The sequence below is a fragment of the Pseudomonadota bacterium genome, assembly GCA_039815145.1.
Classification (GTDB): domain Bacteria; phylum Pseudomonadota; class Gammaproteobacteria; order Steroidobacterales; family JBCBZW01; genus JBCBZW01.
On sequence record JBCBZW010000053.1, the window covers coordinates 1 to 20,091 of the forward strand.

The window sequence follows — 20,091 nt, forward strand, 5'->3', positions numbered from 1 at the left end:
CGGTGACGCTCTCTGTTCAAGAGCGATCAAGGTGCCATGTGACGTTCGATAGTGCCAGCGCCGTTCGGCAGGCTCGCTCATGCGTCAGGGCATCCGCCGCCGGTGCAAACGGCGGCGGTGCCTCGGGTCGTCAAGGTGCTGGGGTGACTCGAATGCGGGACGCTTCGTTCACATCATTGTTAGGATCCTGCAGCAACCCCGCTGGGAACCGCACGGCCAGCGGCTCGCCCCGCACGTTCAGGCAAAGCTCGTGGTTGTTATCGCCATCGTTCAAATCCCCGATCGCGGAGGGGCGGACGAAGGCTACGCTGCCATCCGCCAAACGCATGGCGACCGAGTAGCGTCGCCATTCCTGCGCCGTGACCTCCGTGCCGCCGACGGCGAGCACCCCACCGCCCCACGCGACCCGGAGCACCTGTTGCGTACCTTCCGACGGGCATCCCGTGCCGCCACCCCACGGCAGCGGCGTGCCGGGGTTGTCGAGGTCCCACTCCTCCTGCGGCACCGTCTCGGCCAGAATCAGTGCGGGCGGCGCTTCCAGCGGTGTCATGGCCACGTAGGCGCCCTGGTACGACACGGTGAAGTCCAGGGACCAGATCTCACCGACCACTTCCACGGAGACGGGCTGGTCTTCGCCGTCACCGAACTCCCCGACGAGCAGAATCGATCGTCGATCCCCGACATCGTCCGAGGGGTCGAAGGTGGCGCAGAGCACGGGTCGGATGTCGCCGTCCGCGCCGCGAACGATGAAATCCTCCGGGTAGACCGGGCCGCTCACCTGCGTCTCGAAGTGGACCGGGATGCCGTCGCGCCCGGGCGCCTCCGGGCATACCAATGCGCCGAGGTTCTGAGGGAGATTGGCGCTGCCGTAGTTCGCTGCGAGCAGTTGCCCTTGGTTCCCGGAGGCTGCGTAGGTGAGGGTCGGCTGGATCAGTGCGCCCAGCGCACCTGCCGTGAGCAGGGTGGCGGCAGTGATCGGGCGTGAGAGTTGGCGAGGCATGTTCCATCTCCTGGGTTGAGGAAGGGGGCCGAAGGTAGCGAACCGCATGTCGCAAACTTCGGTGAGAGTGAGAAGTTTTGTATGGACTCGAGTAGTGCGTTCTACGCATTCAGGTGGCCGAGCGAACGGCCTGGATAGCTTCCAGTGATCTTCACGAAGGCCATCGCTCTGGCTGTAGAGGAAGCTAACAGCGGGTGCGGGAGGGCGACACGGGACTGCGTACGAGACGTGTCGAAGGCCGCATGAACGGTGCGGGGCGGCGAGCCTACGTGCCAGGCGGTTAGGAGTGCTTACCCGGCTGAACTCGCCTGGACGGACCCGAGTCTGGTCAGTGCAGCGCTAGATCAGGGCGCAAGTGGGGTAGGGTCAGAGCGGTGCAGGCGCGCTAGCCCGCGACGGATCCGTCGCGGAAGCCGTTAAAGGTGGCGGTGTCAGGAAAGAGCGCGACTCACGGGCGGAGGACGAGCAATCCTCGTATTGGTCGCAGCAATCTCAATCACCGCTGGAGAATCGCGCGAAGTCCTCGATCACCTCTTTGGCGGCAAGCTTGGCGAGCACTTCTCCATCCTGTGGTGTGGCCAGCCCGGGATTGGAGCCGATGCGACCGTCCGGGAAAAGTCGTCGATAGTCCTCGGCGTCGGTGAACTCACCGTTGGGCGCAATCTCAGGTGACAGCGGTGCGCGCTTGATGTGCTCGGGATAGGCGAACTGCGTCACCGCCACCTCCGAAGGGGTGGCGTGCGAACCGTGGGATTTTCCGTACAGCGCCTTGCACTTGGCGAAGGTCTCTTTGCCGTCCCACCAGTTTTGCAGTCGGCATCTCACCGGTGGCTTGCTGTTCCCTGCGTCCAAGGAACGGCTTGCGTAGATCTCGGCGAAGCCGGCGTTGATGGTGGCGATGTTGCCGCCGTGTCCGTTCAACCAGTAGAAGTGGGTGAAGCCGTGTCGCGCCAAGGAGTCCACCCAGTCCACCATGGTGGCGATGAACGTCGATGGCCTCAGGGTCATGGAGCCTGCGAACGCCAGATGGTGCTGCGCCACGCCCACGTTGAAGGTGGGCGCCATCAGCAGTCCACTGTCGTCGGCGGCGAGGCCACCGATGATCTCAGGGCAGAGCGCGTCCGTGCCGATGAGACCCGTGGGGCCGTGTTGTTCGGTGGAGCCGATGGGAATGAGGATCGCCGTGCTGGTCTGCAGATAGGCTTCCACTTCCTGCCAGGTGGAGAGGTGAAGTCGCATGAGTGGGTTCCCGATCGTTCGCGGCGTTAGTCGCTACTTGCACGCCATCGGCAAGTACTTCTCTTCCAGGTCTTGACCATAGCAGACCCAGTTGACTGCGCCATCGTCGTCCACCTGCGGCTCCAGCACCAGGTAGCGATCCGCGCCCACCGCGGTGATCTCCACGCCGATGATGCCGTTCTCGTAGATGGACAGCGCCGCGCCGTCGCCGATCGGAAGCGAGTCCGTGGAATAGCCCAGGTCCATGAGGCTCTCGGGCCAGGACTGGTTGGCCGCGCCGTACTCCATCATCTCATTCGAGACCGTGGTGCCTGTGAGGTAAGCCTGTGTCACGACGGCTCGCGCCGTGTAGTCCTGATAGGCGGGAATCGCGATTGCGGCCAGGATTGCCACGATCGCCGCCAGGAATACCACCCCGCCTATCGAGCCGCCACCGCCCATTCGCGGCACGAAGATCGCCAGGAACCAGGCCAGTGGGTGGCGAGAGGGTCGGGTCAGGTTCTTGCCCTGACGTGCGGCGAGCACCACGCCTAGTCGTTTGGATAGCCATGGGTAGTCGCTGGTGATTTCGTTGAACGACATCCAGAAGCCGCTCGTCTGCTTGATCTGCTGGAGGTAGGCGTTCACGTTCATCTGCTTCCAGCGCGTATCGCCCGCTGCGATCGTGGCCATCGCCGCCGCCACGTCGCCGTCGTTCGCGCAGCACGCGGAGCCGTAGAGGTCACAGGTGTATTCCTCCGCGCGACGCAGGGCGGCGCCGAGGATGGGCAGGATGAGGGCGGGCGCGATGACCGGGCCCCACTTGAGGTGCTTGCGATGGATGTGACCGAGTTCGTGGCCGATGTAGAAGCGAACGGCGTCGGGCTTGTCTTCCAGGGCATCCACCACGTCCGTGAAGAGCACGATGAAGTGCCGCCCCAGAAAACGCGTGGCCAGGGCATTGAAGAAATCCGTGCGCAGGAGGTACACCTCCGGCGGCTCGTCCATACCGACTTTTTCGCAGCATTCAATGACCTGCTGGTGCAGGTCGGGGAACTGTTCGGCGGTTACCTTGACGCCGTTGCCCTTGAGTTGGGTGATGAAGGCGGACTGGGCAAAGAGAATGAGGACGTAGAAGAGCAAGCCGTAAAGGAGCGCAAGCCCCAGGGTGCCGAGGATCAGGAGGGCCCAGACCAAGATGGAGATGACCAGAGCGATGAGGAAGAGAGGCTTCTCTTTCGGGTAGACGAGGTCCATCTATGGCCTTTCGGGTGTGGCGGCGAAAACGACGGAGCGTAGGCTAGCACATCGCTTCGGCGTGTGGCGCAGCAGTGGAGGCGGGCGTACCAGTGATCTGGCGCGTCCAAGCGGTCGCCCGCGTAGCGACGCGGGGACACGGCTCGCGAATCAGGTATGCTCTGCCCATGAATACTGACTTTCTCTTCGCCAGCCTGTTCAATCTGGGCATCAATCTGCTCTTCACGATCATCGCCCTGATCATCGGCGTGACCGCGCTGATCCTGATCGACAAACGGATCCTGAAGTCAGTCGACATCGAAGCGGAGCTCAAAAAGGGCAACGTGGCGGTGGCCATTTTCGCCTCCACGATTCTGATCTTCGTCGCCCTGATCGTGTCCTTCGGTCTGAAGGGCTGAGGCGGGCGGGACGGTGCGCACGGCGATCGCCCTGCTGGGCGTCGTAGTCTTCTTCCTCTTCGCCCTGGTGGAGCTGCAAACGGCGTTGGACGGGCGGCAGCCGATCGACCAATCGATCGAAGAGCAGCTACGCCGCGCGCGCGCCGTGCCACTGCCGCACCAGAACACGCTTCAGGACGGCTACGTCGAGGTGCCCGGCCAGGCGGGCCGTTTCTCCCAGGCCACGCTGCAGGAGGCCACCGAGAACCGAACGGGCAGGGACCATACCTACGCGTGGAGCTGGGGCAGTCGCGACGACACGGCCACCACCGCATCCGCCTTAGGTCTGGACGACCTGCACCACTTCGTCAATTCCTACCTCATCGGTTATCAGCCCTTCGAAACTGACCAGCTGTGGGTGCCCCTCTACGTGCTGGCGAGCCGCAAGGTCTACGAGTTCGATCACCTGCAGTACACGGGCCTCAAGGACGTCTGGCAGAACTCGGCCCAGGCCTTTCGCCAGACCCGCGGCGACTGCGAAGACCACGCCATCGCGCTGGCGGATTGGCTGATCGACATGGGCGTGGACGCACGCGTGGCCCTGGGCGACTACAAGAACGAGGGCCATGCCTGGGTGATGGTCAATCGCGATGGGCTCACCTACCTACTGGAAGCGACCGGCAAGCAGCGGCTGTCGCGCTGGAGCGAGTACCGGCTGGCGGCCACGGAGACCGATTACCGACCGAAGTATATGTTCAATCGCGAGCATTTCTGGGTGAACACGGGGAGCGTCTTCACTGTGCGCTACGAGGGCGCGAGCTGGCGTCGCGCCTCGGCCTTCCATCCGCTTTGAGGGTGTAGAGCCCTAGTCCGCCGCGGTTCGCCGGGAGCTTCCGATTTATCTTCTGGGAAGTCTTAACTATCTGATTCGATTGCTGCCGATTCCGGATTCTTGCCGTCTTGGGCATTCGGAAGACCGCGTGCCCGCGCCTGGTGCCTACTGAGCGTCCGCTAGGAAACGAACGCCAGGAGCCCGCCCATGCATCGACACCTCCCCTCGCTAGGTTGCCTCCTTCCCGGTTCCACCTGCTAGGAGAGCGCCATGCGACCCGATGTGTTCAGAGTCGATGGCGAGGGTGCCAACGCCACAGACGGCAAGGTGGTGTGGGCGCCCGTGAAATCCCTGTGGTTCAACGGCCACCTGCTGGTCACCGCCTTGGGCGGCCCCCTGTTCTTCTCGATGGATGCAGTGCTCGTGTGCCTCGTGCTCACGTACTCGACCCTGCTGCTCGGGCACTCGGTGGGCATGCACCGGCGGCTCATCCATCGCACCTTCCGCACCCACCCGCTCATCGACGGCGTGCTCGTGTACCTCGGCGTGCTGGTGGGGATGGCCGGGCCCTTGGGCATCTTGCGCATTCACGACGTGCGTGACTGGGCGCAACGCCTCCCGCACTGCCATGACTTCTTCTCCCATCGGCGAGGATTCGTGGTGGATGCGCTGTGGAACCTCAACTGTCGCTTCGCCTTCGATCGCCCCCCCGCCTTTCGCGTGGACAGATCCACCGACGAGAACCGGTGGTATCGCTTCCTGGAGCGAACCTGGATGCTGCAGCAACTGCCCGTCGCGGCGCTGCTCTACTGGCTGGGCGGCTGGAGTTGGGTCGTGTGGGGCGTCTCCGCGCGCATCGTGCTCAGCGTGGCCGGCCATTGGACCGTGACCTACATCACCCACAACCCAGGGCCAGGGGAGTGGTGGGTACGCGAGGCAGGCGTGCAAGCCTCGAATCTGCCGGGTTGGGGCGTGCTGACCATGGGGGAGTGCTGGCACAACAACCACCATGCGTTCCCGGAATCTGCGCGCATCGGCCTGGACGGGCAGGCGGACCCTGGGTGGTGGGTGATCGACGGACTTGCGCGCGCCGGGCTCGCCTACGACATCGGCTATCCGCGCGCGAAGACGATGCGCGATGATCTCACGCCGCTGGATTCACGAGGGTGCGGGCCGGCGGCACGGTAGCGAACGAAAACGATGGGTGACCGCGGCACGTGCCACGTCGAACCGCGCCTGAGCGTTTGCTAGTCGCCGCCGCCGTCCCCGCCACTGTCGCCGCCGTCGTCCGATTCGAGGAACCAGCTACCCTCGCCAGTGGACGAGTCGGGGAACAACACTGCGTACCCGCACAGTCCGCACCACACCCAGTAGAACCAGTTGTCGGGCTCCCCAAGCAGCTTCCAGATACCGAAGCCCAAGAAGAGCAGGGGAATGACTCGTCGCACCAGCGTTGGCTCCGCGTTGTCCTCATCCGTTCGGTCCCTGGTGCGCGTTCGAGTCACGCACGCCACCGCCCGTGGCTCACAGCCCAATCGGTGACGTACCCTCGGGCGACTGGGCCAGAAATCGGCGCCCCGCACCGCGAACGTGCTTCCGGGAGGCCTAAATGTACAGGAACGCGTTCGACCGCGACGCGATCCGCACCGGGGCTCCCAGCCGAGCGAGGCGCGTCGCACGCTGCGCAAAAAGCTGCCCGGTGGTGGCAACAAGGCTCGGAAAATAATGGGAATTTTGCCGAGTCTATGGACTCGATGGCGAAGATAGGTAGAATCGCGCCCGGGCAGCCTGCTGCCTTCGGCAAGGACCGGATTCCGGCGGACAACCTGTCAGGACTAGCACCAGGCCAGCTCCCTTGGGCATCGAAATATTTGCAGTCGTGGGCTTTCTGCTCGCGGCGTACTCCATCGTAGCTAACGACGCGATTCAAACGCTGGGGACCTTCCTCAGTTCCAACAGCAACCGTCCCTGGTGGGTGCTGTGGCTCTACGCTAGTTCGATCATCGTCGCCATCATGGTGTGGGGCTTCTTCACCCTCGACGGTGACATCGCCTTCGGCCGCCTGAACACGATCCCCTACCCGCAGACCGGCATTCAGTGGTGGCACGCCGTGCCCCCCCTGTTCCTCCTCGCCCTCACCCAACTCGGTATCCCCGTGTCCACCACCTTCATGGTGCTCACGATGTTCGCCGTCACCGGCGGCGCGGCCACCGAGGGGGTGCTCCAGTCCATGCTGATCAAGTCGGCGCTCGGCTGGCTCGTGGCCTTCGCCTCCGGTGCGCTGCTTTACGCGCTCATCAGCCGAACCTTCGAGAGGTGGATCCGCCGCACCAGCGACCGTCCGCCGGGGTTCCACTGGACCATCCTGCAATGGACATCGACCGCGTTTCTCTGGTCGCAATGGTTGATGCAGGACCTAGCGAATATCTTCGTCTACCTCCCGCGCGACACGATTCAGCTCGCTGAGGGCGTGCAGGTGAGCTTTACGCCCACGCTGCTGCTGTTCGCCACGGGGACGATGCTGATTCTGCACGCCTACGTCTTCGCCACCCGCGGCGGTGAGATCCAGAAGATCGTTCTCACCAAGACGCACACCACCGATATCCGTGCTGCCACGATCATCGACTTCGTTTACGGCTGCATCCTGTTCTACTTCAAGCAGATGAACGACATCCCGATGAGCACCACCTGGGTGTTCCTCGGGTTGCTGGCCGGGCGCGAGCTGGCCATCGCCATGCTGACAGACATGCGCGCGCGCGGCGACGCGCTCAAAGACGTGGGGACGGACCTGGTGCGGGCCATGATCGGTCTGGTGGTGAGTGTCCTGCTGGCGTTCGGCATGCCGTGGATCGCCAACGGCGAGCTACCCCGCTTCTAATCGCGAGGTAGGCGCTGCCCTAGGCCATCAGGGCGATGCCAAGGCCAGGCTCAGCGCGCGGAAGCTCAAGAACAGCAGCATCGCGCTGCAGACGATGAAGCACACGGACCAGATCCAGCTGATGAAGCGGCGGAAGCGCTTGCGCATGCGCTGGAAGAACCGGTCTCCCGCTTGCACCGGCTCCGGCAGGGTGGTGAAGGCGATGGTGATGCCGAGCAGGCACAGGCTCCACCCTAGAGCGGCGAGCGTCGGCAGCAGGTAAGCGTCGAGCGCCGGGTCACCGCTTAGCAATATGTAGGCGAAGGCGGCTACGCACAGGGCGATCATCACCCCGAGTAGATGGCGCACGGGGAAGACCACGCGCGCCAGGCGTTGCATCGATTGAAGCACAGCGTTCCTTGCAGTGAGGCGAGTGGGGCAGAGTCCTGCCGGCCCTTTCCTAGGATGCGCGGAGCGCACCGAACGTTAGCTTAGCGCCTGAGCGGAATCGAGGCACAAGCGCGAGCGCTAGGGGACGATGACGTCGCCCGCTCTGGTCATCCACATGGCCATCATGGAGACAAAGTCGCTCATCCTCCTGTGGTTGGCCATGCGCTCCGTCGGTCCGGGACGCCACTCGTGGTACTCCTGCTCGGAGTAGCAGTACTCGCGCTTGAGCTTCGATCGCTCGAGGTCGACCTCCACGCAGTGCGGCTTGCCGACGGCTTTGCTGTCGATGCTATGAATGGGTGTCACCAGCGCGGATGCCGCAACCACCTGCCCGTCTGCGGACACCGTGGGAATGAAGCGCACATCGGCCAACGCCTCATCCAGGCGCCCCAGGGCTTTCAGCCCATCGTCCTCATCGTCGGCTTCGAGCACCGCGTGCAGCTCGCCCGTCGCACTCACCTCTGCCAGGGCCTGTGACTTGTAGACGTCGTAGTCGGAGCAGGACGCAGTGCCGTTCGTCTCGGTCTTGGCGCAATGGGTGGAATTGAGGCGACGGTCGTACCAGGTGCCGGTGCTCTGCAGGATCTCCTGCGCTTCGACGTAGCGATCACCGAGATCGTCTGCGTGCAAGCCGCAGTTCGCGAGCGTTTCGACCTCGCACCCGTCCGTGTTACAGGTCACCAGGATGCGCACGGCCATGGTGACGGCCACCGCCGAGTTCTCCACCCGCGCCGGCGCGATCTGGGCTCGCTCGATGGCGCGGTAGACCTCGTAGGGGATTCGTCTGTCGAGCTTCTTGTCGCTGTGGACCGTCTCGCAACGGTGCGTGGCGATCGTGCCCAGCTCGGTGACCAGCAGTCGGCAGAGCTCCTCGTGGGTAGCCGGGCGCGGTGTTCGCCGAGGTAGGCGCATGCCTTGCGTGAGCGGAGTCACCCCCGCGCTCGGGTCCGCCGGGGTGGCGGGCGTCTGCGCCGCCGCGCCAGCGGCTGTCAGGACCAAGGCGCAGAGCAGGCCCGTCGTCGCAAGGGCAGAGAATGCCGCTAGGTGCGGTGTCCGGCCGCTAACACTTGCGATGTTCGAAGGCGTCTTCATGATCACCCGACCTATCGATTCGGTTGCCTGCCTAATAATCTCGAACAATATACGACAGAATCAACACCCATCGCGGGTGAACTTGGGTCCACAACCGTTGCCGGGCGCAACGGCTGACGAGCCGTCTGGGATCGATGCCGTGGGCAACGGTGTCTATGATGCGCTGCGGTGATCGGGGGCCGCCGGCCGGGGCTTGCTAGGAACGCTACCCAAACGGCGCTATGGTAGATATAGGGCCTCGCGTGACTCGCGCCTGTGCCTATCGCCAGCCAGCCGAGAGCCCGATGCGCACACCGGCCCAACCCACCCACCAGCGACACGCCGAGCAGGCGGCGAACGCTCCCGCCAAAGGCCGCGGCCACGGTTCCGCGGCTGACCGTGGGGCCGTCTGCAACCAGAGCATGCAGCGCGCCCGCCAATCGCTTGGGTCAGGCGACGAACATCGGATAGCCCGCGAGGGCATGCAGGGCAGTGCGCAGCCGCTGCCGCACCGTGCGCAACTCGACCGCGCCTTCGGTGAGAACGCACTGGAGGGTCTTCGCGCGCACCACGACCCCCAAGCGGCCCGTGCCTGTGCTCAACTCGGCGTGAACGCTTACACGCGGGGCGACACGGTCGTTTTCGCTCGCCCGCCCTCTCTGGCCACCACGGCGCACGAAGCCGCCCACGCACTCCAGCAACGCCGCGCCAGCACCCTGGCGCCGGGCCGTGGGCGCCGCGGAGATCGTCACGAACGGCATGCCGACGCGGTCGCAGCGAAGGTGAGTGCTGGCCAGTCCGCCGCCGGGGTGCTCGATAAGATGCCTAGCGGGCCAACGCCAGCCCTCCAGTTCGAAGAGCCGAAAAAGGACGACGAGGCAAAGGTCGAGATCCCGGACCCGGACTACAACAACACGGACCTCATCTCAGAGGTCTACAAGGATCTCTACGGCGCGAAGTTCATCGGCTTCGACCAGGGACGAGCCCTCGAGTACGACCCGAGCCTCGCCCTCAAAGGCACCGAGTACTCGTCCGTCTACACCTTGCTCAACGCACGCTTGATGGCCGGCATCTACGGCGGCAAGTTCGAAGACTACGTGAAGACCCTGGGGCCCCTTGGCATCAGCGGGAGCAAAGATACCGTTAGCAGCGTCCTCGATCTCGCGAGCCTCGGGGGCGGAGTGCGTATCGCCGACTACGTCGGGTCTGACCTGTTTCTGAAGCACCGTCTCCTGCCGGCGCTCAAGTCCCCGAAGGGATTTGCTACTACCGCGTTCTTCCTGGGCCTCGCGCAGGCGGTGAACTCAGGCGTCGTCGCAGCCAAGCACGACGCGTCCAAGGGGGAGGAGGAGCCTGACGCCTTTGCTGACCCGCTGTGGCTCCAGCACCTGGGGTTGATCCGCGGCATCGGCATGGCCGCAGCCACCGGTCTGCCGTATTTCAAGGCACCCGGTGTGTTTGGTGGCATGGGCCCCCTGAGCGCCCCCAGCTACAAGGGCAGCAGCGACAGCCATCCGAGCGTGCCGGGCCTGCCGGGGTTCGAACTGGACTACCAGGTCTCGGGCGACGGTCAGGGCAAGAAGGGCACGGTGGGCATACCGTTCAACGTCGCGCCCCTCTTGGCGCCCGACGGCGCGGACAGCAGCAAGCTCGGTAAGTACCGCGGTCCGCAGCTCATGCCGTGGTTCAAGTACCAAGGCACCACACCCACCGCCAACCAAGCGGCGGGTGGGGCTGTCGACTCGCACTACTTCGAAGGTGGCGTACTCGCCGGCGGCGCCGGCCACACGGGGCTGTTGGAGGGGGGTGTCCGCGCAGACGATCGATTCCGCGCCCAGATGCTGTACCTGCGAGGCGCTTACAGCTACAGCGCAATGGAAGGCAGCCCGCTCAGCGAGATCGGTTTGGGCGCCGGCTATCTGAACTGGAAGCCGGGCAGCAAGGAGGCGAAGCAGCTGGCCGACGGGGACTCCGGCGTGGGTGATCATCGCTTTCGGATCACACCGTTTCTAACCCTAGGCGACATGCTGACGGCGGACGACCAGAGCCTGTCTTTCAACGCATCGGCGACCACCGCCTTCGGCGGCGCTGCACCCTTCTATCTGGCGATGATGAACGCTGGCCTCGGCTACAAGCAGCTTGCGCGCGACAGCGAAGGCAAGGTCGACAAGGACGCTCTGCCCGAGTGGTCCGTGAGCGGTGGCTTTTCCGCTGCCCGGCCGAGCTGGTTCGACCCCAACATGCCGATGCTCTACGGCGCCCAGCTGAAGGGCAATGTCGGGCCCTTCTTCCTCGGCACTCAGTTCCATACGGGCCAGGACAACCTGTCCGAAGCGCAGAGTAAGTCGCTGGGGATCGAGGAAGGCGACAGACGTCAGTTCGAACTGATGTTCAACCTCGGTTGGAACTTCGGCGTCATGCACCAGCGCGGCAAGATACAGAAGGACTGAGCAGTCGGCCTATGACCTACCGCTATGCGCCGAGCCTCGAAATGCAAGGTGGATCACTTGAGACCCCTGAGGCCGTTTCCGCCGCCATCCCAGATCTTGGCGGCAACCAACAGATGCAACAGGACTGCTGCCCGCAGTGCCCGGCCTCACCCGCAGGCCCGCAAGGCGCTGGGCTGCTCGCCACCGGGAACATGGCGATGGCCCAGCTTGCCGAGCATGCCGGGGTACTGGGGTCGACGCCCGACGCGCAGCCCGAGGATCCATGCCCGAAGCTGAGCGCGACCACCATCGCCGGCGCCCTCGCTCACCATCACCTGTTGGCGAGCGGCCATACCGAGCCCAACAAGTCGGGTAAGCCCGGACACATCATTTTCATCGGCGCGGTGACGAAGAAGAGCAGCTGCTTCGTGGAGTTTTCCACCGGGGAGGTCGTCGCCATCTCCTTCGCCAAGTATCCCTACTACCTGTTGGCGCAGACCTTGTGGAAGGACAAGTACCCACGCTGCACCTACGACTTCAAGTGCACGGACGCGCGCGTGACCTTCGGCCCAGGGTCCTGCACCAAGCGACCCGCACCACCACCCTAGGCGAGGCGCGCGGTGGCCGCTAAAGCCCGAACAGGCGATACCAACCGCCGACGGTGTTGAGCTCGCGCCAGCCCGAGGTGCACTCGTTCTCGAGCTCGTTCACCGCGTCGTTGTCGGAGACGGTGGACTGGGTCCGTGAGGCGTTCGATGACCCTCGGTCGGTGCCGCCGCGCACGGCAGGGTCCGTCGCAGGCAGGGATGAGCGCCCGGCGAGGGGATCGTCCTGGTCTCGGGCGCCGACATCCTCCAGCCAGCGTTCGAGGGAAGCCGAGAGCAGTTCGTCGTCTGAGACGAAATCGTCGCCGAAGTGCGCGCCGGCTGCGTTGCTCGGGATGTCCTCCGGCGAGAAACCACTGCGGTAGCTATCGCCCCACTCGCTGCCCCATTGGACCACCTCGTTCAGGAACCCGAGGCCCTCGGTGATCACACTGCCGGTACTCATGGCCCAGGACCCGGCGGCGCCGAAGTGGCGTAGGTCCACCCAACCGTGACGATCGGTGTAGATGTAGCGATGGTCGTTGCCGCCGTGCGAATCGCTGATGCGGTCCAGGATCTCCTGGCGCCCCAGGCCGCGGGCTTCCAGAGCCCGCACCTGATCGAGCAGGTGTTGCGGATCCGCAGTACCGGCCTGGTTGGGCGCCATCTGTACCACGCCGCGTGTCGCCGTCGCTCGGCGTCGTGGGGGCGTCTTCGCTGACGGGCTGTGCGCCGTGCTCAACCGCTGGGCCATGCTGTCCGCCTCACGTTCGAGTGCTGGCGAGGTGTTCACGCGATCGCCCGCGAAGGAGGCGTTGGCAGTCACCCGGTGTTGTTTCTGCTGCACGGCGTGCCATGCCTCGTGGGGTAGCAGGTGGTCCTGTGCGGGCGCTAGGTGGATGCGATCGTCACGGGTGATCGCATTGGCGTGGTGGCGCGCCGGCTCACTCGAGTTGCGATGCACCTGCACGTCGCTCAGGTCCAGGCCGCTCATCGCCTCCAGTTGGTGCTGCAACAGACCCGGGAGTTGGCCCTGGCGTCGCGCCGGGCGGGCGGAGTCGGTCTTCGCTCCCGTCGGTAAGGGTCGGCTGTCCGGTGGACGTTGAGCGCAGCGGTAGAGCGAAGTCATGAGCCCTCCGAGGTAGCAAATCTCACCTACACGATGCCGTTACCCGATCCATCCAGTTCAGCCCGCGCAATCAAGTGCTGCGCCGTGGCGACGGCGATCTGCGCCAACGCTTCGGCGAAGCCGCGCATCGCATCCGGATCGGGACTACTGTCCTTGTAGAGGTCCTTCAACGCATCCACCACCGCATCGGTGGCTTCATCGTGTAGCAGGGCGGTGTTGATGGCCATGGCCTAGCTCCAGTGGGTCGGGGAAGGGTGGGGCGACGGCGCGGCGCGGCCGTTGAGCGCGACGCCGTTGGCGTGGGCGTCGAGCAGATGCGCGTACTGCTTGAACTGGGCAGCGCTCGGGGCGCGACCTTCGCTCAGCAGCCGCCGCGCGACCGCCTTGATCAGGCAGCGCATGTCGATGCGACTGTCTTGCGCCGCGGCCAACATGGCGCCGTCGAGGGCGAGGTTGCGGATCTCACCGCCGGTCAGTTCGAAGCCGCGCGCCAGGAAGTCGAAGTCGAGATCGTCCGCCAGCGGCGCCTGAGGCGGGAACATCCCGCGCCACAGCTGTTCGCGTAGCTCGGCCGTCGGCTTGGGGAAGTCGAGGGTGTAGTGCACGCGGCGGCTGAAGGCCGGGTCCATGTTCTTGGCGATGTTGGTGGCCAGGATCACGACGCCCGGATGCACCTCCACCCGTTGCAGGAGGTAGGCGATCTCCACGTTGGCGTGGCGATCGTGGGCATCTTTGACCTCCGAACGCTTGCCGAAGAGCGCGTCTGCTTCGTCGAAGAAGAGGATGCAGTTGGCGCTGGCGGCGGCACTGAAGATCCGCTCGAGGTTCTTCTCCGTCTCACCGATGTACTTGGAAACCACGGAGGCGAGGTCGATGCGATAGGCGTCGAGTCCGACCTCGCGGGCGATCACGCTCACGGTCATCGTCTTCCCGGTGCCGCTGCCACCGGCGAACAGGGCGACCAGGCCGCTGGCGCCGCCGCAGCGCTCGCGCATGCCCCAGCGCTCCAGCACGGCGTGACGATGGCGAACCGCATCGATGAGCTCTCCCACCCGGGAGCGCGTGGTGCGCGGAAGCACGAGGTCGTCGAGATCGAACTGGGTGCGCACGCGCGTGGCGAGCTGTTCCATGCGCCCGAGCGAGTGCAGTCTTGCGGCCTCCTGCAGCGCGTGTGCTGGCGGACGCTCGTCGGCCGAGCCGTTGATGCGGTGTTGGGTGGTCACCCAGGCGCCGGCATCCTGGATCTGACTCGGGGTCAGCTCGTACTCGCTCGCGACACGGGCGACGTCGTCAGGCGAGCGCGGCGCCAAGTCGCCCAGGGCATGCTGCCACAGGGAGGCGCGCTCCTCGCTGTTCGGACCGGCGACCGTCAGGCAGGTCGCGCCGAGGCCGCGGAAGCAGTGGCTCCAGGCGAACCCGGCCGACGCCGGCACCACGATCTCGGTGTGGCTCTCGGCGATGCCGCGAACGAAACGTCGCGCCGCGCCGTCTTTGTCCGGATCGACGTCGGCGAAGCCGCGTAGGTACACCATGGAATCGCTCAAGCGTGCACGCAGAGACCAGTCCTGGACGGCGCGATCTAGGTCGGCGAACGCGGGGGGTAGCGTCGTGGCGTCGACCACGATCAGTGCTCTGCCCGCCGCCTCGGCGAGGCGTCGGGCGAGGGCGCAGCGCCCGCTGCCGCGGCTGCCGGTCAGCAACAGGAGCGGTGGTGTACTGCGATGGCGCAGTAGCCGCGCGTAGGCAGCAAAGTCTCGTGGCAGCTCCGTATCGATACGTTGTGCAGGCAGACTACCCTGCGGCCGGATCAGTACGTCCGCCGCTGCGGCGTTCAGGGTCCAACCGAAGCTCTGCAGGGATTCACTGTGTTTGTTGCGATCGGACTCGGGGAGCGATCGGTATAGCCCTGAGCTGTCGATGAGGGCATCCATCAGGGCGTTGGGCGCGTGCGCCCGGAAGACGCGGGCGGCGAGATCTGGCGTTACCCAGCGCCGGCTCACGTCGTTGTTCAGATAGGCGTACAGCGTGGCGTAGGCGGGGCAGAGGTGCGGTGCCAACGCCAGTAGCAACACGTGTTGGCTAGCGTCGTTGAGACCGAGGGTGGCGACGGCGTGGCGCCACACGGGGATCGCGTCGAGTTGCTGCCAGGCATCGGCGCGCAGGCGGCTCGCGTCCGCTCGCACGCGTGTCAGCCCGATCGTGTCCTCATCCTCCTCGCGCTGCGCCAGCAAGGCGTCCACCTGCGCGTCGCTCACGTAGAGCCCGCGGAACTCGTCCAGGGATAGCTCGTAGCGCGCACGCAGGCGCAGCACCTCGCGCTGCAGGAGGTGATCCAACCACTGGAGCGGAAGCTGGTAGTCGGCGGCTACGCGTTGTTCCACGGCGTCGACCTCAGTTGCATACGGGTGTCATCGAGCCACGGCAGCAGGTGCTGCTCGCCCGTGATGCCGCTCACGTTCAGCATCACCTGCAGCGGCGCCGGGGCGAGGGCGACGTCCCAGGCACCGTCCTCGCGCGTTACCGTGGCGTGGGGCGGCATCAGGTTTGTGTACATCCAGGGCAAGCTTGCTCGACCGAGTCGACCTAATCTGCGGGATAGGGGATCCCACAAGGCGTAGGCGAGGGGGAGCAGGGCGTCGCGCACCCGCGAGCCTGGATCGAGCGCGGGTGGAGGGCTAAGCCACGCGGTGTCGTCAGGCGGCGGCGACGGGCTGACGGGAAGGGCATCGCGAGCGATCGGGAGCGCCAGGCTGTGTCGGCACCACGCCACGGTGGCGGCTGCGGTCAACTTAGGACCCACGCCGCACAGATTGCGCACCACGGGGTCGCTGAAGCAGGCGTCCGCCTGCGATCGACCCAGGGCCAGGCTCAACAAGAGCAGGCGTAGCGCGGCGTGCGGCGAGTCCTCGCCGAGGTGATCCGCCTGATCGTCGAGCCCGAGACACGTCAGTATGCGCAGGCCCGGGGCGAGGAGGAACGCGCCGCCGAAGCGCGTATGCGCTCTTTCCAGCGTGTTCTTCGTGTTCGAAGCCAGGGGATCCACATGCCTCAGCAGCGCCTGGCGATCGCCTCTGGCGGCCCGCAGTAGCGGGCGCAGGGGCTGCAGCCACTCAGCGCCGAGGTTGGCGATCGCATCGGCTGGGTCGTCGGCGAGTTGCCTCGCAAGGCTCGTGCCGGTGTCCGCGCCCCTTCGCTCAGGCGAAACATCGATGGCCAACGCCGCGCTGGCGGTGGCCCACGTCGCCGCGCTGGAGGCGGGCACTTCGGGGCACTGGTGACGGGCCGCCAGGTAGCGGGTCAGGGCGAGATGGGCGCCTGAGGGCGTGTCAGCCAGCGGGTACGAGGGGGCCAGCGTCCGCTGCAGGACATGCCAATCCTCTGGATCGAGCCTCGCAGTATCGGTGCGCTGGCCCAGCTCGGCGAGTAGGGTCCACGCGGCCGAAGCGGTGAGTGCACGCAGTACCTGGCCGAGCGCCTCACCCTGCAGGCGAAGCAAGGCGTGCTCACCGCGTGCAGCGTCTTGCAGCAATGCCGTGCGAAGCGCGGTGCTCGCGGGCAATGCGCGAAGGCCTTCGAAGCAGCGGTGGTACCAGTGATCCCAGGCGCGACCACGGCTCAGGTCGACGCAGAAGCACGCCAGCTGCTCGACGGAATCTCGGAAGCGAACCATGTCACTACCGATTCCCTTAGCGTCACTCAAGCGCGCCAGCAGTCGCTTGGTAAACACGTCGGCCCAGTGGGCCGCGAGGCGCGAGGAGTCGCAGGCGAGGTCGAGGTCACATTCCAACTCGAGCTCGCGCAGGATGACCACCCCCGGATCCTCCTCGGGCAGCAGGACGCCGAGGCTCGCGCCTAAGGCCGTGGTCAGCGCCCGCTGATCCATAGCGCTGGACAGGCGCATCCGCGTCTGCGCGTCGATGGCGGGCCAGCCAGGGACGCGCAGCGCGTTGCTCATGCGTCGGATGTGCAAGGTGGCCGTCTCCACGCCGGGCCTACGCTTGCGGTCCGCCCGCCAGCAAGGTGGCGAGGGACGCCTCCAGGGCCTGGAGGCGATCTTCCTGGCGTCGAAGCTGCTGAACCAGGGCGCTGTGGCCGAGGCCGGGCAGGAAGCTGATGGCGGCGTTGATGCGTTTGAGCTCGGCGGAATCGTCGCTGGCCCAGGCCTGACCGATGATCTGCTCCACCTGCTCCGGGACGACCTCTCGAGGGGCCAGGGCGATTGCCGTGCCATCGGCTGCCGGGGAGGGCAGCAGGAGATCTCCGGCGTGTACGGGGCCGCGCACCTTCACGGGCACCTGACCCATCAGGGCAACCCGCGGCGCCGTGCCGTCGCCGTGGGCGTTACCCACCACCGCGGCGCGGTCGGTGACCACCATCACCCGCTCCGCGTCAGCGGTCTCGAGGCGTAGCTGCCCCTGGTGGACACCCACCACGTCGCCCGCTTCCACGGCCGGTGTCCCCGGCGCCAAAGGCAGGCATTCCGCCAGATCAGCGCCGCCGCTGACGAGCGTCAAGGTGCCGCCGTCGCGTTCGATTCGACCGATCGGACTGCCGCCGGCGAAGAACGTGATGTAGTTGTTGCTGGTGCCGGGATTGGCGGCACCAACGCTCAGGGCGAGTACATCCGCGTTCGTGCCACTGCTGGCGTTCTCCACGCACGCGACGTGGCTAGCGATGTCGTTGGCGGCCGCGTCGATCGTGTCGCGCACGTGCAGGCGACAGTCGGGGCTGGTGGTGTTGATGCCGACGTCGCCGTTGTCCTGGACACGCAGGCGATTGCCCACGGCGAAGTGGCCACCGCCGGCCTGCACCGTGAGCGTCGTCGGGCTGCCGTTTGCGCGACACTGAATCTCGTTGTTGTCGATACCGATGTTGGTGCCGGTGGCGCTGCCGAGGACCAGGTAGCCGCTGCTGCCGTTGTTGGTCACATCGGTGCCGCTGGCGATGTGCACCGTGGTGACGGGGGCGACGCCGCCAAAGCCCGCGTGGTCGCCATCCAGCACCAGGCCGGTTTGGCCGTTGCTGGTGAAGGCTAGGGTGCCGTCGGTCTCGGACCAACGCATGCTGCTCTCCACAGAGCCGTTGGCACCGAAGTCGACGCCTACGCTCGTGTTGGGTGAGGCACCGTTGAGGTCCAGGAAGACGTCGGGAGCGTCGCCCCGCAGGTGCAGGCGGTGCGTGGGATCCTGCGTGCCGATGCCGAGGTCCGCCCCCATCAGGGCGATGTTGGCGCTGCCGCCGCGCGCATGACCGATCCAGCTCGAGTGGGTGGGAGATGTTTCGTCGCCCTGCTGGAACTGCAGGCGCGGTGGGTCGTCGTCGTCGGCAAGCACGAGCAGGGGGGCGCGTTGACTGCCGTACTCGACCCACAGGCGACCGTTGTCCTCGCCGTTGCCCACGCGCAGCCACAGGTCGTTGCCGAGGCCGCTGCCACCGGGGGTGACCTGGACGTCGGCGATGTCGAGCTTTGCGGCAGGGTCGGTGGTGCTGATGCCCACGTTGCCGCCCGCCTGGAGGAACAGGCGACCCTCGGCTTCGTCGGGCACCAGGGCCTCGTTGATGCTCAGGTGGGCGCCCGATTCCTGCAGGTTGATGCGCCAGGCCAGGCCACCGCCCGAGCGTTCGAAGTCGATGGCTTGGTTGAATTCGCCTTCGGCGCGGATGGTCAACGGCGCCAGTAGGTCACTCGTGGGATCGAAGGTGCCGATGCCCACACGACCGTCGTCCTGCACGCCGAGCAGGTAGCTCGGGGCTGATACGGTGTAGTCGCATTCATCCCCGTCCACGGTCACCCGCGAGACGATGAAGCGATTCCTCGGTTCGCCTGCCGCCGCCTCCTGGAGGAGCACCTGCAGGTCGGCGTTGCCCACGGCGGTCTCGCCGCGGGTGAGGGCGAGCAGCGCGCTCGGGTCGCGCGGCACGCCACCGACGCTGCGCTGTACGGGGTCGTCCCCCCTCGTGTTGCGGAACTCCAGGCGCGTTCCCCACAGGCGGGCGTGGCCCTCGAGGCGGGTGTTGCCCTCGAGCCAGATGAGATCGTCGAAGTGCAGGCGCTCGTCGCAGACGCGCAGATCTTCCTGCGCCATCTGGCCCGGGCCGCAGAGCAGGTCGACGTCCGTGTCCTCTTCGAAGTCCACGAAGCGATCGCGCAGGCGCAGGACGCCGTTGGCGGCGAACAGGCTCTCCGTCACCTGCCCCAGCTGGCGTCGAAAGAGGCGGGCGCGGATGCGTTGATCGGTGGAGAGGGCTTCGATGCTGGCCGTGGCGGCGTTCCAGTGCACGAAGCCCACGGGGATGAGCCACAGGGCGTCGTCGAGGGTGTCGTCGAAGCACTGGTGGGGAATGCTGCCATCGCAGGCAACCCGGCCTTCGTCGTCGGCCGCGCGCGGGGCGAGGCGCGCGTCGAGCACGAGTTCGTTGGCCACGGTGACGCCGTCCTGGCGTTCGCTGACGCCCGAGCGCTCGCCGAGTTCGATGGCGAAGCCCTCTTGCATGCGCCCGTAAGCATCGTCGCTGTCACATACCTCGAAGCCGTGTCGCACGCCCTGGGTGGGATTGGCATCGAAGCGCAGCCACACCTTGAACTCGCCCGTGCCGAGGCCGGCGAATTGGCTCGCTTGCAGCGTGACGGCCTCGCGGACCACGACCTGTCGGGCATAGCCGTCGAAGGCGAAGCCTGGCGTTAGGAGGACCTCCAGGCTGCCGTCGGGCGCCGTGCGCTCGCGAAGCTCGAGGCCCATGGCGATGCCCCAGGTGGCCTGGCCGAGATCCTGGCGTGCCCGGTGCTCGCGGGCGTAGGCCACCATCGCTGTCAGGTCGGCGGCGCCCAGGTACTGGCCCTCGAAGAAGGTGGGGCGTTCGGCAGGTTGTGACATGTCGGTCTCCGC

The 20,091-nt window shown here is 66.1% G+C and carries 17 protein-coding genes; 6 read left to right on the plus strand and 11 right to left on the minus strand.

What is annotated here, in order from left to right; genetic code table 11:
- Positions 1 to 130: 130 nt before the first annotated feature.
- The 3 genes from AAF184_14115 to AAF184_14125 form a co-directional block, all read right to left on the minus strand.
- Positions 131 to 1,000, minus strand: a complete 870-nt coding sequence (locus AAF184_14115) for a hypothetical protein (GenBank protein ID MEO0423467.1) — start codon at positions 998 to 1,000, stop codon at positions 131 to 133.
- A gap of 492 nt (positions 1,001 to 1,492) precedes the next feature.
- Positions 1,493 to 2,239 carry a creatininase family protein gene (locus tag AAF184_14120; GenBank protein MEO0423468.1) on the minus strand — a complete coding sequence of 249 codons (747 nt, stop codon included), beginning with the start codon at positions 2,237 to 2,239 and terminating at the stop codon, positions 1,493 to 1,495.
- A 33-nt stretch (positions 2,240 to 2,272) separates the two neighbouring features.
- Complete coding sequence (locus AAF184_14125; protein MEO0423469.1) at positions 2,273 to 3,475, minus strand: M48 family metallopeptidase; 1,203 nt, start codon at positions 3,473 to 3,475, stop codon at positions 2,273 to 2,275.
- A gap of 167 nt (positions 3,476 to 3,642) precedes the next feature.
- Between AAF184_14125 and AAF184_14130 the strand changes: the two genes are divergently transcribed.
- From AAF184_14130 to AAF184_14140, 3 genes are all read left to right on the plus strand, one after another.
- Complete coding sequence (locus AAF184_14130; protein ID MEO0423470.1) at positions 3,643 to 3,873, plus strand: DUF350 domain-containing protein; 231 nt, start codon at positions 3,643 to 3,645, stop codon at positions 3,871 to 3,873.
- Between the two features lie 13 nt (positions 3,874 to 3,886).
- Positions 3,887 to 4,705, plus strand: coding sequence for a transglutaminase domain-containing protein (locus AAF184_14135; GenBank protein MEO0423471.1), 819 nt, complete (start codon positions 3,887 to 3,889; stop codon positions 4,703 to 4,705).
- A 249-nt stretch (positions 4,706 to 4,954) separates the two neighbouring features.
- Positions 4,955 to 5,872, plus strand: coding sequence for an acyl-CoA desaturase (locus AAF184_14140; GenBank protein MEO0423472.1), 918 nt, complete (start codon positions 4,955 to 4,957; stop codon positions 5,870 to 5,872).
- A 59-nt stretch (positions 5,873 to 5,931) separates the two neighbouring features.
- Here AAF184_14140 and AAF184_14145 read toward each other — a convergent pair whose 3' ends face one another.
- Positions 5,932 to 6,132, minus strand: a complete 201-nt coding sequence (locus AAF184_14145; GenBank protein ID MEO0423473.1) for a hypothetical protein — start codon at positions 6,130 to 6,132, stop codon at positions 5,932 to 5,934.
- A gap of 407 nt (positions 6,133 to 6,539) precedes the next feature.
- Here AAF184_14145 and AAF184_14150 point away from each other — a divergent pair, with 407 nt between their 5' ends.
- Complete coding sequence (locus AAF184_14150) at positions 6,540 to 7,562, plus strand: hypothetical protein (protein ID MEO0423474.1); 1,023 nt, start codon at positions 6,540 to 6,542, stop codon at positions 7,560 to 7,562.
- A gap of 27 nt (positions 7,563 to 7,589) precedes the next feature.
- On the opposite strand, the gene AAF184_14155 is transcribed toward AAF184_14150, so the two are convergent.
- Both AAF184_14155 and AAF184_14160 read right to left on the minus strand, forming a co-directional pair.
- Complete coding sequence (locus AAF184_14155; protein ID MEO0423475.1) at positions 7,590 to 7,952, minus strand: hypothetical protein; 363 nt, start codon at positions 7,950 to 7,952, stop codon at positions 7,590 to 7,592.
- A 117-nt stretch (positions 7,953 to 8,069) separates the two neighbouring features.
- The gene (locus tag AAF184_14160; GenBank protein MEO0423476.1) at positions 8,070 to 9,083 is read right to left on the minus strand and encodes a hypothetical protein; all 1,014 of its coding nucleotides are present in this window, start codon (positions 9,081 to 9,083) and stop codon (positions 8,070 to 8,072) included.
- A gap of 284 nt (positions 9,084 to 9,367) precedes the next feature.
- Here AAF184_14160 and AAF184_14165 point away from each other — a divergent pair, with 284 nt between their 5' ends.
- Entirely contained in the window at positions 9,368 to 11,512 is a 2,145-nt protein-coding gene (locus tag AAF184_14165; protein MEO0423477.1) for a DUF4157 domain-containing protein, read from the plus strand.
- An 11-nt stretch (positions 11,513 to 11,523) separates the two neighbouring features.
- Complete coding sequence (locus tag AAF184_14170) at positions 11,524 to 12,099, plus strand: hypothetical protein (protein ID MEO0423478.1); 576 nt, start codon at positions 11,524 to 11,526, stop codon at positions 12,097 to 12,099.
- 19 nt (positions 12,100 to 12,118) lie between these two features.
- Here AAF184_14170 and AAF184_14175 read toward each other — a convergent pair whose 3' ends face one another.
- The 5 genes from AAF184_14175 to AAF184_14195 are packed head-to-tail and all read right to left on the minus strand — an operon-like array spanning position 12,119 to position 20,079.
- Complete coding sequence (locus AAF184_14175) at positions 12,119 to 13,204, minus strand: DUF4157 domain-containing protein (protein MEO0423479.1); 1,086 nt, start codon at positions 13,202 to 13,204, stop codon at positions 12,119 to 12,121.
- A gap of 26 nt (positions 13,205 to 13,230) precedes the next feature.
- Positions 13,231 to 13,431 carry a hypothetical protein gene (locus AAF184_14180; protein MEO0423480.1) on the minus strand — a complete coding sequence of 67 codons (201 nt, stop codon included), beginning with the start codon at positions 13,429 to 13,431 and terminating at the stop codon, positions 13,231 to 13,233.
- A 3-nt stretch (positions 13,432 to 13,434) separates the two neighbouring features.
- On the minus strand, positions 13,435 to 15,585 hold the full coding sequence (locus tag AAF184_14185; GenBank protein ID MEO0423481.1) for an ATP-binding protein: 2,151 nt from the start codon (positions 15,583 to 15,585) through the stop codon (positions 13,435 to 13,437).
- Entirely contained in the window at positions 15,570 to 17,189 is a 1,620-nt protein-coding gene (locus AAF184_14190; GenBank protein ID MEO0423482.1) for a hypothetical protein, read from the minus strand. Before AAF184_14190 ends, AAF184_14185 begins: the two co-directional genes overlap by 16 nt.
- A 7-nt stretch (positions 17,190 to 17,196) precedes the next feature.
- Positions 17,197 to 20,079, minus strand: coding sequence for a hypothetical protein (locus AAF184_14195; protein ID MEO0423483.1), 2,883 nt, complete (start codon positions 20,077 to 20,079; stop codon positions 17,197 to 17,199).
- Positions 20,080 to 20,091 lie beyond the last annotated feature (12 nt).